This is a genomic window from Pseudomonas sp. UBA6310 (assembly GCF_002438225.1).
Classification (GTDB): Bacteria; Pseudomonadota; Gammaproteobacteria; order Pseudomonadales; family Pseudomonadaceae; genus Pseudomonas_O; species Pseudomonas_O kuykendallii.
In genome coordinates, this window is sequence record NZ_DJTK01000014.1 from 1 (window position 1) to 15,279 (window position 15,279).

Annotated in this window: 19 protein-coding genes; 8 read left to right on the forward strand and 11 right to left on the reverse strand. The window is 66.7% G+C overall.

What is annotated here, in order from left to right:
• A partial coding sequence (locus B3E91_RS02555) for an OprD family outer membrane porin (RefSeq protein ID WP_287028231.1) occupies positions 1–1,055 on the forward strand: 1,055 nt, incomplete at its 5' end.
• A 13-nt stretch (positions 1,056–1,068) separates the two neighbouring features.
• On the opposite strand, the gene B3E91_RS02560 is transcribed toward B3E91_RS02555, so the two are convergent.
• Complete coding sequence (locus B3E91_RS02560) at positions 1,069–1,335, reverse strand: DksA/TraR family C4-type zinc finger protein (protein WP_090223929.1); 267 nt, start codon at positions 1,333–1,335, stop codon at positions 1,069–1,071.
• 150 nt (positions 1,336–1,485) lie between these two features.
• Here B3E91_RS02560 and B3E91_RS02565 point away from each other — a divergent pair, with 150 nt between their 5' ends.
• Entirely contained in the window at positions 1,486–1,848 is a 363-nt protein-coding gene (locus tag B3E91_RS02565) for a hypothetical protein (RefSeq protein ID WP_287028234.1), read from the forward strand.
• A gap of 3 nt (positions 1,849–1,851) precedes the next feature.
• Here the strand turns inward: B3E91_RS02565 and B3E91_RS02570 are convergent, their stop codons facing one another.
• Together B3E91_RS02570 and B3E91_RS02575 are read right to left on the reverse strand one after the other, a co-directional pair.
• Positions 1,852–2,082, reverse strand: a complete 231-nt coding sequence (locus B3E91_RS02570; RefSeq protein ID WP_287028236.1) for a hypothetical protein — start codon at positions 2,080–2,082, stop codon at positions 1,852–1,854.
• Between the two features lie 184 nt (positions 2,083–2,266).
• Entirely contained in the window at positions 2,267–3,130 is an 864-nt protein-coding gene (locus B3E91_RS02575) for an isocitrate lyase/PEP mutase family protein (protein WP_287028238.1), read from the reverse strand.
• 563 nt (positions 3,131–3,693) lie between these two features.
• Between B3E91_RS02575 and B3E91_RS02580 the strand changes: the two genes are divergently transcribed.
• Positions 3,694–4,641: a lysylphosphatidylglycerol synthase transmembrane domain-containing protein gene (locus B3E91_RS02580; protein WP_273234915.1), complete on the forward strand. Its 948-nt coding sequence runs from the start codon at positions 3,694–3,696 to the stop codon at positions 4,639–4,641.
• A gap of 98 nt (positions 4,642–4,739) precedes the next feature.
• On the forward strand, positions 4,740–6,005 hold the full coding sequence (locus B3E91_RS02585) for an Hsp70 family protein (RefSeq protein ID WP_287028240.1): 1,266 nt from the start codon (positions 4,740–4,742) through the stop codon (positions 6,003–6,005).
• A 9-nt stretch (positions 6,006–6,014) separates the two neighbouring features.
• On the opposite strand, the gene B3E91_RS02590 is transcribed toward B3E91_RS02585, so the two are convergent.
• The 4 genes from B3E91_RS02590 to B3E91_RS02605 all read right to left on the reverse strand — a co-directional run bounded on the left by B3E91_RS02590 (position 6,015) and on the right by B3E91_RS02605 (position 8,452).
• The gene (locus tag B3E91_RS02590) at positions 6,015–6,224 is read right to left on the reverse strand and encodes a hypothetical protein (protein WP_273234872.1); all 210 of its coding nucleotides are present in this window, start codon (positions 6,222–6,224) and stop codon (positions 6,015–6,017) included.
• A 119-nt stretch (positions 6,225–6,343) separates the two neighbouring features.
• On the reverse strand, positions 6,344–7,201 hold the full coding sequence (locus B3E91_RS02595) for an SDR family oxidoreductase (RefSeq protein WP_287028241.1): 858 nt from the start codon (positions 7,199–7,201) through the stop codon (positions 6,344–6,346).
• A 96-nt stretch (positions 7,202–7,297) separates the two neighbouring features.
• Entirely contained in the window at positions 7,298–8,188 is an 891-nt protein-coding gene (locus B3E91_RS02600) for an esterase/lipase family protein (RefSeq protein WP_287028242.1), read from the reverse strand.
• 51 nt (positions 8,189–8,239) lie between these two features.
• Positions 8,240–8,452 carry a hypothetical protein gene (locus B3E91_RS02605; RefSeq protein ID WP_287028244.1) on the reverse strand — a complete coding sequence of 71 codons (213 nt, stop codon included), beginning with the start codon at positions 8,450–8,452 and terminating at the stop codon, positions 8,240–8,242.
• Between the two features lie 48 nt (positions 8,453–8,500).
• Here B3E91_RS02605 and osmE point away from each other — a divergent pair, with 48 nt between their 5' ends.
• The 4 genes from osmE (at position 8,501) to B3E91_RS02625 (ending at position 10,226) form a co-directional block, all read left to right on the forward strand.
• Positions 8,501–8,845 carry an osmotically-inducible lipoprotein OsmE gene (gene osmE, locus B3E91_RS02610; protein WP_273234879.1) on the forward strand — a complete coding sequence of 115 codons (345 nt, stop codon included), beginning with the start codon at positions 8,501–8,503 and terminating at the stop codon, positions 8,843–8,845.
• A 132-nt stretch (positions 8,846–8,977) separates the two neighbouring features.
• The gene (locus tag B3E91_RS02615) at positions 8,978–9,379 is read left to right on the forward strand and encodes a Rho termination factor N-terminal domain-containing protein (protein WP_273234881.1); all 402 of its coding nucleotides are present in this window, start codon (positions 8,978–8,980) and stop codon (positions 9,377–9,379) included.
• 14 nt (positions 9,380–9,393) lie between these two features.
• Positions 9,394–9,570 (forward strand): hypothetical protein, encoded by a 177-nt coding sequence (locus B3E91_RS02620; protein ID WP_273234882.1) that lies wholly within the window; start codon positions 9,394–9,396, stop codon positions 9,568–9,570.
• A 122-nt stretch (positions 9,571–9,692) separates the two neighbouring features.
• Positions 9,693–10,226 carry a ferritin-like domain-containing protein gene (locus B3E91_RS02625; protein ID WP_090223948.1) on the forward strand — a complete coding sequence of 178 codons (534 nt, stop codon included), beginning with the start codon at positions 9,693–9,695 and terminating at the stop codon, positions 10,224–10,226.
• A 422-nt stretch (positions 10,227–10,648) separates the two neighbouring features.
• Here the strand turns inward: B3E91_RS02625 and B3E91_RS02630 are convergent, their stop codons facing one another.
• The 4 genes from B3E91_RS02630 to fmdA all read right to left on the reverse strand — a co-directional run bounded on the left by B3E91_RS02630 (position 10,649) and on the right by fmdA (position 15,178).
• Positions 10,649–11,701 carry an AAA family ATPase gene (locus B3E91_RS02630; protein ID WP_287028245.1) on the reverse strand — a complete coding sequence of 351 codons (1,053 nt, stop codon included), beginning with the start codon at positions 11,699–11,701 and terminating at the stop codon, positions 10,649–10,651.
• 643 nt (positions 11,702–12,344) lie between these two features.
• The gene (locus B3E91_RS02635; RefSeq protein ID WP_090223951.1) at positions 12,345–13,385 is read right to left on the reverse strand and encodes an aliphatic amidase; all 1,041 of its coding nucleotides are present in this window, start codon (positions 13,383–13,385) and stop codon (positions 12,345–12,347) included.
• 103 nt (positions 13,386–13,488) lie between these two features.
• Positions 13,489–13,836 (reverse strand): FmdB family zinc ribbon protein, encoded by a 348-nt coding sequence (locus B3E91_RS02640; protein WP_287028246.1) that lies wholly within the window; start codon positions 13,834–13,836, stop codon positions 13,489–13,491.
• Between the two features lie 112 nt (positions 13,837–13,948).
• Positions 13,949–15,178, reverse strand: coding sequence for a formamidase (gene fmdA / locus B3E91_RS02645; RefSeq protein WP_287028247.1), 1,230 nt, complete (start codon positions 15,176–15,178; stop codon positions 13,949–13,951).
• Between the last annotated feature and the right edge of the window lie 101 nt (positions 15,179–15,279).

The following is a 15,279-nucleotide window of genomic DNA, read 5'->3' on the forward strand; positions in this document are numbered from 1 at the left end:
AGAACGGCGACAGCCGCCGCCCCGGCCAGCTGTTCCCGCTGGACAGCAACGGCAAGGCCGTGGACGACTTCAGCAAGGCCGGGGTGACCGCCAAGCTGCACCTCTCCAAAACCGAAGCGCGCATCGGCACCCTGCAGCCGAAACTGCCGGTGGTGAACTTCAACGACGGTCGCCTGCTGCCGCAGCTGTTCGACGGTGGCCAGGTCACCTCGGCCGAGATCGACAACCTGACGCTGATCGCCGGCCAGCTGGAACACACCAAGACCCGCGCGTCTTCCGACGACGTCGGCCTGCGCATCGCCGGTGCCTCCTCGGTCGGCGGCGTGCAGGCGGACTCCAACCAGTTCCGCTACGCCGGCGCCGACTACAAGGTCTCCAAGGACCTGCTGCTGCAGTACTACTACGGCAACCTGGAAGACTTCTACAAACAGCACTTCCTCGGTCTGACCCACAGCTGGGCCATCGGACCGGGCGCGCTGAAGACCGACCTGCGCTACTTCCACAGCGATTCCGACGGCAAGAACGGCAGCGTCGCCGGGCGTGCCGAAGGCTATCGCGGCCAGGGCGAAATCACCGCTGCCAACACGGTGAGCGGCACCGAGGTGGACAACGACACCTGGAGCGCTTTCCTCACCTACACCCTGGGCGGCCATGCGCTGAGCGGCGGCTACCAGCAGGTCTCGGGCGACAGCGCCTTTCCGTTTCTCAACCAGGGCGACGGTTCCACCGCCTACCTGATCACCGACCGGCAGATCGGCAAGTTCCTCTCCGCCGGCGAGCGCACCTGGTTGGCGGAGTACAGCTACGACTTCGCCAAGCTCGGCGCGCCGGGGTTGAAGGCGTTTATCACCTACCTGTCGGGCGACGACATCGACGCCGTGGGCGGCGATCGCCAGGAATGGGAGCGCGATGTGCGTCTGGACTACACCCTGCAGAGCGGCGCCCTCAAGGGCCTCGGCTTCTCCTGGCGCAACGCCTCGCTGCGCGGCAACACCACCGCCAACGACCAGGACGAGAACCGCTTCATCGTCAGCTACACCCTGACGCTGCTCTGAGCGCCCGCCGCGCTCAACGCAACTGGCTGTCCTTGCTGCCCCGGCGGTTGTAGCCGCTGTGGGCGGCCTGCTCCTTGTCATGCGCCGCCTGACAGACCACGCACAGGCGCACGCCCGGCACCGCGGCGCGGCGCGCCTCGGGAATCTTCGCGTCGCATTCCTCGCAGTGGCTCAGGCTCTCGCCCTTCGCCAACTGGCTGCGTGCGCGCTGGACGGCATCCTCGATGGTGCTGTCGATCTGTTCCTGTACCGCTCCGTCGTTTGCCCAACCGCTGGCCATGTTCACCTCCCGCTACGGGTTGCCGGACGATGCGCCCGGCGCCTTTCGCGGCGCCGTGGCATCGGCCGAAAATCTATCTACGCTGCACAGGTCGCCTGCCAGAATGTCGCAGGCCTGCTGACTCCCTGGAACTGGAAAAGGAACGCGCGCATGAACCTGAAGTACCTTCTCGCCGCTACGGCCCTGACGTTTTCCGGCGCCCTCCTGGCGGATGCGCCCGCCGCGATAAAGGACGGCATGCTGGTCGATGACAGCGGCATGACCCTCTACACCTACGACAAGGATTCCCACGGGAAATCCGTCTGCGTCGACAAGTGCGCGGAAAACTGGCCGCCCCTGCAGGCGGACATGGAAGCCGAAGCGGGCGGCGACTGGACGGCGATCGAGCGCAGCGACGGGACCATGCAGTGGGCCTACAAGGGCCGGCCGCTGTATACCTTCATGCAGGACAACGCACCGGGCGACCTGAATGGAGAAGGCAAGGGCGGGGTCTGGCACATGGCCAAACCCTGACGCTCAGTGGCGCTTGCCGGACCTGTTGGGGTCGTTGGCCATGGCGTCCAGGCCGGTCGCCCGGTTGCCGCTGACGTAGGGCCGCTTCTGCGCCACGTTGCCGGACTTCTCCTCCGTGCGCGGCGTGGGGCTGACGTTGCCGTTGGACTGTTCCTGCGACTGCGAGGGCTGGGCCGCATTGCCGGTGTCGCGATTGCCGTCGCGTTCGTGAGGCGTCGTTCGCGGATTGGACATGTGAACCTCCGGCACCGAAGTGCCCGTCGCGGCGCGAAGGGCGCCACCTGCGAACATCGGAACCCGGCCACGCCCAATCGTGCGTCTCGCCCAGGCAATTCCCTCCAACCCGGCCCCGCGCTGGCGGTTATCCGCCAGTGGCGTGGCGTGCTTCCGCCAGGGCCGTGCGCGGAAAAGCGTCGGCCTACTCCTTGACGTCCATGTATTCGCGAGCCCAGATGCGGTACTCGTCCGGATGCGTGTACTTGTTCGACAGGGCCGAGGCCGAGAGGTCGCTGCCGTCGATCTGGCGCTGCTCGCGCAGGCAGTCGTAGGTCGCCTTGATGGCGGCGAAGTAGGCCGCGTGGCCGTTGACCACGATGCGCACGCCCAGCTCGGCCAGGCGCTTGCGGTCGCGCAGCTTGGGGTTGTCGTAGGTGACCAGCATCAGCGGCACGCTGAGGTGCTCGGAAACCTGCTGCAGGTGCTCGAAGTCGCGAATCCCGACCATGCAGATGCCGTCCGCGCCGGCCGCCTGGTAGGCCTGCACGCGGGCGATCAGTTCCTCGGTGTCGAGCACGCCGGCGTTGGTCCGGGCAATGATGCTCAGCGCCGGGTCGATGCGCGCCTCGATGGCCGCGCGGATCTTGCCGACGCCCTCCTGCACCGAGATCAGGTCGGTGGACTTGTGCCCGAACTGCGCGGGCAGGAGGGTATCTTCGAGGGTCAGCGCGGCGATTCCGGCGCGTTCCAGCTCGGTCACCGTGCGCATCACGTTGAGCGCGTTGCCGTAGCCGTGGTCGGCATCGGCGATCACCGGCAGGCGGGCGACCCGGCCGATGCGCACCGCCTGCTCGACGAACTCGCTGAGGGTTATCAGGGCGAAGTCCGGTGCCGCCAGCACCTGCAACGAGGCCACCGAGCCGCCAAGGATGCCAACCTCGAAGCCGAGGTCGGCGGCGATGCGCGCCGACATGGGGTCGAAGGTGGACGCCGTGCTGTAGCAGGAATCCGATTCCAGCAGCGCGCGGAACGCCGCGCGTAGATCGTGGTGAGAGGTTCTTTGCATGGGTTCAAGGCCAGTTCGGGATCTAGTTATCAATCGGCGCCACTTTAACAAAAGCAGGTTTGCTGCACGTCGCACGGGCAATCCCGCAGGGGCGCAGGGCCGATCGAGCGCGGCCAGCGCGCGGTTCAGGCAATTTGCATGCACGAATCTTACCGTGTCATTCGGTCGCAGTGGCGAGCGCGGCAGACGACCCAGGTCAGTTTGCCAGCTTCGCACCAGCCGTTATGATGCCGGCCGCCCGACAGGCGGTCCCGCCGCCCTGTCCGCGGCGTGCCGTACCGCTCAGGGAGTGATACGACGAATACTTTGTCACATAGAGGACGGGGTCGCCGCTGGCGGCTTTCCGCCCAACCGGCGATCATCGGAACCCGACCAAAGCCTACCGAGCAGATGACTAAAGCGTACGCCGCCGCCCCCACCGAAGCGCCTGTAACCGACCGCAGCGTCGTCCAGGTCAGCCATACCGTCGAGGCCGACAGCCAGGCATACTCGCCGGCGGCCCGAGCGTGTCGCCTGCACGAACCCGCCCTGCGCCCAGCATCGGGATCTGGAAAACAATAATGATGAAAAAGAAGAGCGATCTGATCTGGACCCTCGTCGGCCTCGGTGCCGTCGTGCTGTCCTGCTATCTGCTCTACCACGAAGTGCGCAACATCTCGCTGGACGAGATCGCCGAGAGCCTCAAGGCGATTTCCGGGCACAACTGGGCGATGGCCGCCGCGGCGACCCTCGGCGCCTACTGCGCGCTGGCCTGGTACGACCGCATCGCCGTCGCCCACCTGGGCAAGCACATTTCCTGGTGGTTCATCACGCTCTGCTCGTTCACCACCTACGCCCTGGCGCACAACATCGGCGCCTCGGTGTTTTCCGGCGCCCTGGTGCGCTATCGGGCCTACCGCAGCAAGAACCTCTCGGCCCAGGAAATCGGCATCCTGATCGTCTTCTGCTCGTTCACCTTCATTCTCGGGGCGATTCTCGCCGGCGGCTGCGTGCTGATCGCCCGGCCGCAACTGATCGACCGCGTCACCGACGTCACGCCCTGGTTTTCGGTGGTCATCGGCCTGTTCCTGCTGGCACTGGTGGCGCTCTACGTACTCGGTTCCTGGCGCCAGTTCCAGCCGTGGACCTACGGCAAGCTGCGCCTGGAATACCCCCGGCTGGGCATCGTCTTCCGCCAGTTGCTGGCCGGCCCGCTGGAGCTGGCGTGCGCCGCGGCGATCATCTATTTCGCCCTGCCGGAAGCCAACAACCCGGGCTATCTGGTGGTACTCGGGGTGTTCCTCGCGTCCTTCTCGCTGGCGCTGCTCTCGCATGCGCCGGGCGGACTGGGCGTGCTCGAAGTGACTTTCCTCGCGGCGATGCCGGAGCTGCCGAAGGCCGACGTGCTGGCCGCGCTGATCGTTTTCCGCGGCCTCTACCTGCTGCTGCCGTTCGCCCTCTCGCTGTTCATCGTGCTGGGTTTCGAGTGGTCGCAATGGCGGCAGAAACGCCAGGCCGACGCCGCGCCCTGACGGCATGAGCCCGATTCCCTCCGGGCGATAACCGGGGGAAGCATTCGGCGCCGCTCTCGCATACACTGCGCGGCCGTTTTTTCCCGGTGAGCGCGCCCATGACCTTCTCAACTCCGGCCCGTGCCTGTGGCATCGACTTCGGCACCTCCAACTCCACCGTCGGCTGGCTGCGCCCCGGCGAGGAGTCGCTGATCGCCCTGGAGGACGGCAAGATCACCCTGCCGTCGGTGGTCTTCTTCAACGTCGAGGAGCGCCGCCCGGTGTTCGGCCGCCTGGCCCTGCACGAATACCTCGAAGGCTACGAAGGCCGCCTGATGCGCTCGCTGAAGAGCCTGCTGGGCTCCAAGCTGCTGAAGAGCGAAACCGCCGTGCTCGGCAGCGCACTGCCCTTCGAGTCGATCCTCGGGCTGTTCCTCGGCCAGCTCAAGCAACGCGCCGAAGCCCATGCCGGGCGCGAATTCGAGCAGGTGGTGCTGGGCCGCCCGGTGTACTTCGTCGATGACGACCCCCAGGCCGACAAGGAAGCCGAGGACACCCTGGTGCGCGTGGCGCACACCCTGGGCTTCAACGATGTGTCCTTCCAGTACGAACCGATCGCCGCAGCCTTCGACTACGAATCCGCCATCGAGCGCGAAGAGCTCGTGCTGATCGTCGACATCGGCGGCGGTACCTCGGACTTCTCGCTGGTGCGGCTGTCGCCCGAGCGCCGCCAGGTCGCCGACCGGCAGAGCGACATCCTCGCCACCGGCGGCGTGCACATCGGCGGGACCGACTTCGACAAGCAGCTGAGCCTGCGTGGGGTGATGCCGCTGTTCGGCTACGGCAGCCGGATGAAGAGCGACGCGCCGATGCCCACCAGCGTGCACCTCAACCTGGCGACCTGGCACACGATCAACGCGGTCTACGCGCAGAAGTCGCAGCTGGCCTTGCAGAGCATGCGCTACGACGTCGCCGACCCGACCGGCATCGATCGCCTGATGCGCCTGATTTCGCTGCGCGCCGGCCACTGGCTGGCGATGCAGGTGGAGGAAAGCAAGATCGCCCTGACCGATGCCCTGGAGCACCGCATCGACCTCGGACGGATCGAGGAGAATCTGGCGGCGGACTTCGACCGGCCGCTGTTCGAGCAGGCCATCGACCCGTTACTCGAGCGCGTGCGCGGTAGCGTCGGCGAGCTGCTGGGCCGCGCGCAAGTCGGTGTGGAGCAGGTCGACACGGTGTTCTTCACCGGCGGTTCGAGCGGCATCCCGGCGTTGCGCCGCCGTGTAGCGGCGCTGTTGCCGAACGCCCGTCACGTCGAGGGCAACACCTTCGGCAGCATCGGCAGCGGCCTCGCCATCGAGGCGAAGAAGCGCTACGGATGACTGGCCGGCTCAGTCCAGCGGCTGGATGCTGACATCGCTGATGCCCACCACCGGCGCCAGCTCCACCAGTTCGTCGAGGACCAGATCATCGTTCACCGCCAGGTTGTTCTTGCGGGCGAGTTCTTTCACCGCGTCGATGATCGGGATGTCGAGGTTCTCGATGACATCGGTGTGCGGCTCGCCCTGCAGGGTGTAGTGGATCTCGTAGTGCTCGCTCATGGCGCAATCCTCCGGGTCTACACAAGGTTGATCCCTGCGCGCCGGGGAATGTTCGGGATCTCCGCCGAGCGGTAGTGGCACCGCGCCCATCCCGGGGAGGACGGTGCGCGGCGCGGGGTTCAGAGGATTGGCTTGCCGCCGGTGACGCCAATCCGGGTGCCGGAAATGTAGCTGGATTCGTCGGAGGCGAGCATGACGAAGGCCGGCGCCACTTCCACCGGCTGCCCCGGACGCCCCATCGGGGTTTCGCTGCCGAAGCTCTTCACGTCGTCCGCGGGCATGGTCGAGACGATCAGTGGCGTCCAAACCGGGCCGGGCGCGACGCTGTTGGCGCGGATGCCCTTCTCGGCGAGCAGCTGCGCGAGGCCCGCAGTGAAGTTGGCGATGGCGCCCTTGGTCGCGGCATAGGCCAGCAGCGTCGGCTTGGGCATGTCCGAGTTGACCGACGTGGTGTTGATGATCGAGCCGCCCCTGGGCATGTGCGGCACCGCTGCCTTGACGATGCGAAACATCGCCGTGATGTTCACGTCGAAGGTGTGCACCCATTCCTCGTCGGGAATCTCGTCGAGCGAGGCGCGGCTCATCTGGAACGCGGCATTGTTCACCAGCACGTCGATCTTGCCGAACTCGGCGACCGTCTTTTCCACCAGTTGCAGGCACAGCTCGCGGTCGGCGAGGTCGCCCGGCAGCAGCAGCGCCTTGCGCCCGGCCTGCTCGACCAGCCGCGCGGTGTCCTTGGCATCCTCGTGTTCATCCAGGTAGGCGATAGCGACGTTGGCACCCTCGCGGGCGAAGGCGATCGCCACGGCGCGGCCGATGCCGCTGTCGGCGCCGGTGATCAGCGCCGTCTTGCCCATCAGCCGGCCGGAACCCTGGTAGCTGTCCTCGCCACAGTCCGGCAGCGGATTCATGCGCCCCTGGCTGCCGGGGTTCTGCTGCGGCTGGCTGGCGAAGGGCGGAGTCGGATAATCGGTCATGGAAAGCTCCTGTCGGATTGGGAATACACCCAGTAACGACAGGAGCGTTTTTGCCGCGGTTCAGCCAAACCGTCGGGCGGTAGAACAGCGCGGCCGTCAGCAGCCGGCTTCGCGCAGACGCGCCGCATGCTCGAGATACAGCCCGACAGGGTCCACGCCGTCCGGAACGCGGCCGGAGAACTGGTTGATCAGGTCGAGGTGGTCCATGGGGTAATCCGAGCGGATCACCTGGCCCAGGTGGGCGCTGAAACGCCCGACGAATCCGTCGTTCTGCCCGGCCTCGCGGACGAAGGTGCGCGACAGCGTCCGGCACATCGCCTGGCTCGGATCGAGACGGTTGCGGCCGCGGTCGGTGACGCCCGGCTGCAGCGTGCCGGCCCAGGAGTAGTAGCGCACGCCGTCCACCTCGTAGTCGCCCTCGCCGCCCCACACCGTGGGCACGCCCTGGGGAAAGCGCTGGTTGAACGACTGCATGCCGGCGCAGGTGAGCGCGCGGTGCGAGGCAATGCCGTCGAGCGGCAGATGCAGGCTGTACTCGTGGCTCTCCAGCAGCTCCAGCATCCGCGCCACGCCATGCGCCGCGCGCGCCGCGAACTTCTCCCGACGACCGTTGTGCGGCAGTTTCTGCACCAGATAGTCGGCCAGCTCCGAGCCCTGGTTCGGCCCGCCGACGCTGGTCACCGAGGCGACCCACTGCGGCTTGAGCGCCGCCGCGTAGCGCACCGTCAGCGCGCCCTGGCTGTGGCCGATCAGGTTGACCTTTTGCGCGCCGGTGGCGGCGAGGATTTCGCCGATGCGTTCGAGCAGTTGTTCGCCACGCACCTCATTGCCGTTGAGTGATGACACCTTGGGGGTGAACACCTGCGCGCGCCGCTCGCGCAACGCGGAATCGATGCCGTACCAGTAAGGCCGCCCGGCCAGGCGAACGAAGCCGAGCAGGCCATGCACGAGAACGAGGGGATAACGGGTGCGCGCGTCAGGCGGCATGTGCGGACTCCTGTCGGCAGCGGCGACGCCGGTCGACGCTGCCGCGAAGGATCAGAACAACAGCTTGAAGAAGGCGATGACCACGATCAGGCCGATCAGAAAGATGATGCCGACTGTACTACCAAGAAACTTCAACATGAGCAGGATTCCTTTTCTGGGGTTCAGTGTTGTGACCCCGGCGGCCGCGCGTAGGTTCGCCCGAATGCGGCGGGGCGCCGCACGGGTGCGGATCAAACCAAGCGGCGAACTACCGGCGAGGGTCATCGCTCCAAGCTCTGTCAGACACACATCATCCGCACAGGAATAATCCGCATGATCAAGCAGAGCCTCGCCCTCGCCGCCGTTGTCGCCACCCTCGCCGGCTGCGCCACCAACCCGGAAAACCCGGTCGACTACGTCACCTACCGCCACGAGCCTCTGGTCGAGCAGGTCAAGATCGGCATGACCAAGGAGCAGGCGCTGACCCTCGGCGGTCCGGCGTCCAGCGAAATGGGCCGCACCGTTTACCCGGGCAGCTGCAACAACTATGTGCTCAACCACGAAGGCAAGGAACAGCCCTACTACGTTGCCTTCGACGCCAATGACCGCGTTCAGGACAAGGGCTTCCTGACCTGCAAGGAAATGGAAACCAACGAGCGCACCAAGCACAAGCTGTAAGCCAGCCCGCCGCCATCCCGCGATGGCGGCTTCCCCTCCCGGACCGTGTCCTGCCGTCCGTCCAGCGATCCGAAACTTCGCCCCAGGCACCAGTCGAATTTCCTGAACACCCGCGAATTCAGGAGAGCCGTCATGCCCCGTGGCGATAAATCCGACTACAGCGAAAAACAGAAGCGCAAGGCCGAGCACATCGAGCAGAGCTACGAGCAACGCGGCCTGTCCAGCGACGAAGCCGAGGCGCGAGCCTGGGCCACGGTGAACAAGCAGTCCGGCGGTGGCGAGAAAAAAGGCGGCTCCGGCCAGCGCAAGAGCGAGACCGCCAAGCGCGCCGACCGCAAGGACTCCGCCCATCGTGCCGCCGCCGCTCGCAAGGGCAACCCGGCCAATCGTGGCTCGGCCAGTCGAGGTTCGCGCGGCAGCAGCACCTCGCTCACCGACCTGACCCGCGACGAGCTGATGAAACGTGCCCGCGAACGCGACGTGCGCGGACGCTCGAGCATGCGCAAGGCGGAGCTGATCCGCGCCCTCAGCTGAACCTGGAGACTGTCATGACCCCCGACTCGCCCCGCGACAGACCGGACCCGACCCAGCCGAAAGTCACCCCGGACAACGCCCACAACCCGTTGCCGCCGATGCCCGCGCACCAGGACGTACCGCAGAAACCGGCGCCGCAGCCGGAGAACGAAGCCGACCTGGAACGCGAGCAGCCCGGCAACTGGCGTTGAAGCCAGACGGCTCGACGGTGCGAAACCTTTGGCGCCGTCTAGCACTCACAACAGGGTCGCCTGGGCCATCCTGCCGTCAGAGCAGGAGCGTCAGGCCGTGATCCACGCCTAGGAGATTCCTGATGAGCTACGTACAACTGAGTGACAAGAACACCTTGCGCGAACGCGCCCGCCAGCACGTCGAAAACGGTGCGGTGACCGAGAGCTACAGCGCCGACAAAGACGTCGTGCTCAAGCTGCTCAACGATTCGCTGGCCACCGAGCTGGTCTGCTACCTCCGCTACAAGCGCCACTACTACATGGCGACCGGCCTGCGGGCGAGCGTCGCCGCCGATGAATTCCTCGAGCACGCCGGGCAGGAGCAGGAACACGCCGACCGCCTGGCCGAACGCATCGTCCAGCTGGGCGGCGAACCAGACTTCAACCCCGACAGCCTGACCGAGCGTTCCCACGCCGAGTACACCGAGGGCAACGGCCTGCGCGACATGGTCTTCGAGAACCTGGTCGCCGAGCGCATCGCCATCGACAGCTACAAGGAAATCGTCCAGTACCTGGGCGACAAGGACCCGACCACCCGGCGCATCTTCGAGGACATCCTCGCCCAGGAAGAGGAACACGCCGACGACCTGGCCGGGCTGCTCGACGGGATGAACTGATACGGCGGCTGAACGGCTGGACGGCCCAGGCCTGTCGATCCGCCAAGGCCGCCAGGTGCCTTGCCAGATGTAGGGTGCATGACGCTTTTTTCATCCACCGTTACCGCGCCTGGTGGATCGGTGAAGCGCGATCCACCCTACGGTCCTACCGATCCACCGCCGGCGCTGGGAGCCTTGCCAGATGTAGGGTGGATGACGCTTTTTTCATCCACCGTCACTGCGCGTGGCGGATCGGTGAAGCGCGATCCACCCTACGGTCCTGCCGATCCGCCAGCCGGCGCTGGGAGCCTTGCCAGATGTAGGGTGGATGACGCTTTTTTCATCCACCGTCACTGCGCGTGATGGATCGGTGAAGCGCGATCCACTCTACGGGCCCTACGCATCGGGCGTCGGGCAGGCGGCAGATGGGCGAACCAGCGCGGTCACCCCACCCTCTCGCCTTCCACGCACAACACCTCGGTTCCCCCGCGCACCTGCAACCGATTGGCCTGCGGATTGCGCAGCAGGTACTCCGCTACCTTCGGCTCCAGTTGCGTGCGTACGCGGCGCGCCAGGTCGCGGGCGCCGAAACGGCGGTCGTGACCGGTGCAGAGCAGCGCGGCGGCCGCGTCATCCACCTCCAACTGGCGCCCGTGCCGGCCCAGGCGCTGGTTGAGCTTGTCCAGCTCGATGGCCAGCAGGTCCGGCAGGCGCTCGCCGCCGAGGCGCTCGAAAGCGAGAAGGCGGTCGATGCGGTTGAGGAATTCCGGCTCGAAGTGCCGGTGCAGGGCCGCCTCGACGATGGCCTTCTCGCGCCCCGGCCGCGGTTGCAGGCGCAGCCAGCGACGCCAGCCCCGTTCGAAACCGGCGCGGTAGTGCCAGGCCTCCTGGGCGCCGATGTTGCTGGTCATGAAGATCAGGCTGTTGCGGAAATCGATGCGCCGGCTGCCGGAGCTGAGCACCAGCTGGCCACTGTCGAGCACGTTGAGCAGGCTGCGGATCACCTCACGGCTGGCCTTTTCCAGTTCGTCGAAGAGCACGATGCCGGGCCGGCTGAAGCTGCCCTGGATCGCCTCGATGTCGAACAGCGTGGTGCCTTCCTTGCTGCCGACGTAGCCCGGCGGCGCGCCGGTCAGCGCGGCGGCGTAGTGCTCCTGGGCCAGGGTGTTCATGTCGATGCGGCAGAAGGCGTCGGCCTTGCCGTGGATCGCCTGGGCCAACAGGCGGACGATCTCGGTCTTGCCGACGCCGGTCGGGCCCATGAACAGGTTCACGGACAACGGACGCTCGCGCTCGCCGATGTCCGCCTTGACCACCGCCAGCAGCGATTCCACCGCCGCCAGCGCCGCCTCCTGCCCGACGATCCGTTCGCGTAGTAGCGCCATCACCTGCGCCGGCTCGAAGAGAAAACGCGATTGCAGGCGATCCGCCGCCGGCGACGGCGCCTCGGCCAGTTGCCCGCGATTGTGCTCGACGAGGTCATTGATGAAAGGCATGCCAGGGCTCCGGATCGGCGGTGTGGGGGTGGGCCTGCGTCGCGGCGCCAATGCGGTTCGTAGGGTGCGCCGTGCGCACCGACCGATGTTGCGGTGCGCATGGCGCACCCTACGTCCACGTACGTTGCCCCGTCGGTCACCTGTAGGGTGGGCTTCAGCCCACCGATGCTGCCGCGGGGCCGGTTGGTGGGCTGAAGCCCACCCTACGGCACGCGGTCCACGCAGTTCGTAGGGTGCGCCGTGCGCACCGACCGATGTTGCGGTGCGCATGGCGCACCCTACGCTCATGCACGTCGCCCCGTCGGTCACCTGTAGGGTGGGCTTCAGCCCACCGGTGCTGCCGCGGGGCCGGTTGGTGGGCTGAAGCCCACCCTACGGCGTCGCGGCGCCCGTGCGGCTCGTAGGGTGCGCCGTGCGCACCGGCCGGTGTTGCGGTGCGCATGGCGCACCCTACGTCCATTCACGTCGCCCCGTCGGTCACCTGTAGGGTGGGCTTCAGCCCACCGGTGCTGCCGCGGGGCCGGTTGGTGGGCTGAAGCCCACCCTACGGCGTCGCGGCGCCAATGCGGTTCGTAGGGTGCGCCGTGCGCACCGACCGATGTTGCAGTGCGCATGGCGCACCCTACGGTGCGGGGCGGTGGCGTCAGCCGGCGGTCTTTTCCTTGCCGCCGTGCGGCAGTTCGCCGACCGGGCAATCGGCGACGCCGATGCTGCGGCGGGTGAGTTTTTCCACGTCGTCGCGGGCCTTTTCGGCGTCCATCACCCAGGTGCGGTAGAACTCGAACGGGCAGTCGGCGACGCCGCGGTCGCCATCGCCGGAGTTGTACACGCCGGTGTAGCCGCGGTGCAGCAGCTTGAACAGGTGGTTCTGCGACTGGTCGTTGGCGCGCGCGTCACGAATCTGCGAGATCGACAGCTGGGCGTACTGGATGCCCATTTCCTCCTCGCCGCATTCGCCGAGGGTGCGTCCGTCGAAACCGATGATCGCCGAGTGGCCGAAGTAGCTGTACACGCCGTCGAAGCCGGCGGCGTTGGCCACCGCGACGTAGCAGTTGTTGGCCCAGGCCATGGTCTTGGACATCAGCACCTGCTGCTCCTTGGCCGGGTACATGTAGCCCTGGCAGCGCACGATCAGCTCGGCGCCCTTCATCGCGCAGTCGCGCCAGATCTCCGGGTAATTGCCGTCGTCGCAGATGATCAGGCTGATCTTCATGCCCTTCGGGCCTTCGCTGACGTAGGTGCGGTCGCCCGGATACCAGCCTTCGATCGGGCACCAGGGGATGCACTTGCGGTACTTCTGCACGATCTCGCCCGCATCGTTGATCAGGACGAGGGTGTTGTACGGCGCCTTTTCCGGGGACTCGTTGCGCTCGCCGGTGAGGGAGAAGATGCCCCAGGTTTTCGCCTCGCGGCAGGCGGCGGAGAAGATCGCCGTTTCCTCGCCTGGAATGGTCGCCGCGGTGGCCATCATCTCGTCACGGTCGTACATGATCCCCATGGTGCTGTATTCGGGGAACACCACCAGGTCCATGCCCGGCAGGCCGAGCTTCATGCCCTTGATCATCTCGGCGATCCTGCGCGCGTTGTCGAGGACTTCGGCCTTGCTGTGCAGGCGCGGCATCTTGTAGTTGACGACGGCTACGCCGACGGTGTCCGGGCTGCTGGAAATATCGCCGTGACGCATGGGGTTCTCCTCGGGTTTCGGGGCACGTTGGGATCGCGGGGGTGGGGTGGTGGGCTGAAGCCCACCCTACGGAAGGTCGGGACGCAGCGATCCAGGCGGCGCCTCAGTGGCTGATCATCCACGGCCGTCCCGCCGGCTTGCCCTTGAGGGCGTGGGGGTTGGCCTTGGTCGGCAGGTTCGGCTTGCTCGGCGCGCAGCAGCTGCAGCCGGCCGGGTGTTTGCGCTGGCTGGCGTACTCGGCGACGGTCTGCGGCGCATGGGCGGCGCGCTCGTTGGTTTCGATGGCGGTACGGGTGTTGCCGGCCATGGTCGCCAGCCGCGGCGCGGAGAGGATCACCCGGCGGCTTTCGCCGGCGCAGTAGGGGCACGCACAGGGCTGGTCGCGCTCGGCCATCGGCCGCAGCATGGTGAAGTCGCCGCATTCGGCGCAGTCGTATTCGTAGATCGGCATGCTCACCTCGGGGGTTCGGGACGCGCGCGGCGCCCCTTTGCCAATGCGGGTGTCCGCCACCCGGACCGGCCTGGCCGCCGTCCAAAGCACCAGGCCGGTCCGGGCGGAGAACTCATTTGTCCAGGGCGATCGGCAGGTCGATGCTGCCATCGAGGTGCTTGATCGGACCGGACGCGCTCGGGTTGATGTCGAATTCGAAGATCTCCGTGGGCAGCCACAGCGTCGCGCAGGCGTTGGGGATGTCCACCACGCCGCTGATGTGCCCCTGCACCGGCGCCGAGCCGAGCAGCGAGTAGCCCTGGGCCGGCGAGTAGCCGAACTTGGTCAGGTAGTTGATGGCGTTGAGGCAGGCCTGCTTGTACGCCAGGTTGACGTCCAGGTAGTGCTGCTTGCCGGCTTCGTCGACCGAGATGCCCTCGAAGATCAGGTAGTTGTTGTAGGTGGGCACGATCGGGCTGGGCTTGAAGATCGGGTTCTTGATCCCGTACTTGGCCATGCCGCCCTTGATCAGCTCGACCTTCATGTGCACCCAGCCGGCCATTTCGATGGCGCCGCAGAAGGTGATCTCGCCGTCGCCCTGGCTGAAGTGCAGGTCGCCCACCGACAGCCCGGCGCCGTCGACGTAGACCGGGAAGAAGATCTTCGAGCCGCGCGACAGGTCCTTGATGTCGCAGTTGCCGCCGTGTTCGCGCGGCGGCACGGTGCGCGCGCCGGTCAGCGCGGCCTTGTCGCGGGCCTCGCCGGTGAGCTTGCCCATATGCGCGGTGGCGGCCAGCGGCGGGTTGGCCAGCGGCGGTACGCGGGTCGGGTTGGTGTCGATCAGCTTCTGCTCGCGCTTGTTCCAGTCGGCGAGCATCTTGTGGTCCGGCAGGCAGCCGATCAGGCCGGGGTGGATCAGGCCGGCGAAGTTCACGCCCGGAATGTGCCGCGAGCTGGTGAACATGCCCTTGAAGTCCCAGATCGACTTCTGCGCGTGGGGGAAGTGATCGGTGAGGAAGCCGCCGCCGTTCTGCTGCGAGAAGAAGCCGTTGAAGCCCCAGAGCGAATCCTGCCGCGCGCCGATGTCGAGCAGGTCGACCACCAGCAGGTCACCCGGCTCGGCACCCTGCACGCCCACCGGGCCGGACAGGTAGTGCACGGTGGACAGGTCGACGTCACGTACGTCACTGGCGTCGTCGTCGTTCTTGATCGCGCCGGCGGTCCAGTCGTAGGTTTCGAGGATGAAGTCGTCACCCGGCTTGACCCAGCAGGCCATCGGGATGTCCGGATGCCAGCGGTTGTGGATCTGCTCGTTGTCGGTGGCGGCCTGATTGAGGTCGACCTTGATCAGCGTTTCGGTCATGACAAAGCTCCTGGGACCTTGAGGGTTTCGGCGCGGCGGCCGGGTCGGGAGCTAGTCTTGATTCAGCAGGCGATGCGGGAAATACGTCGGATGACGTAGGC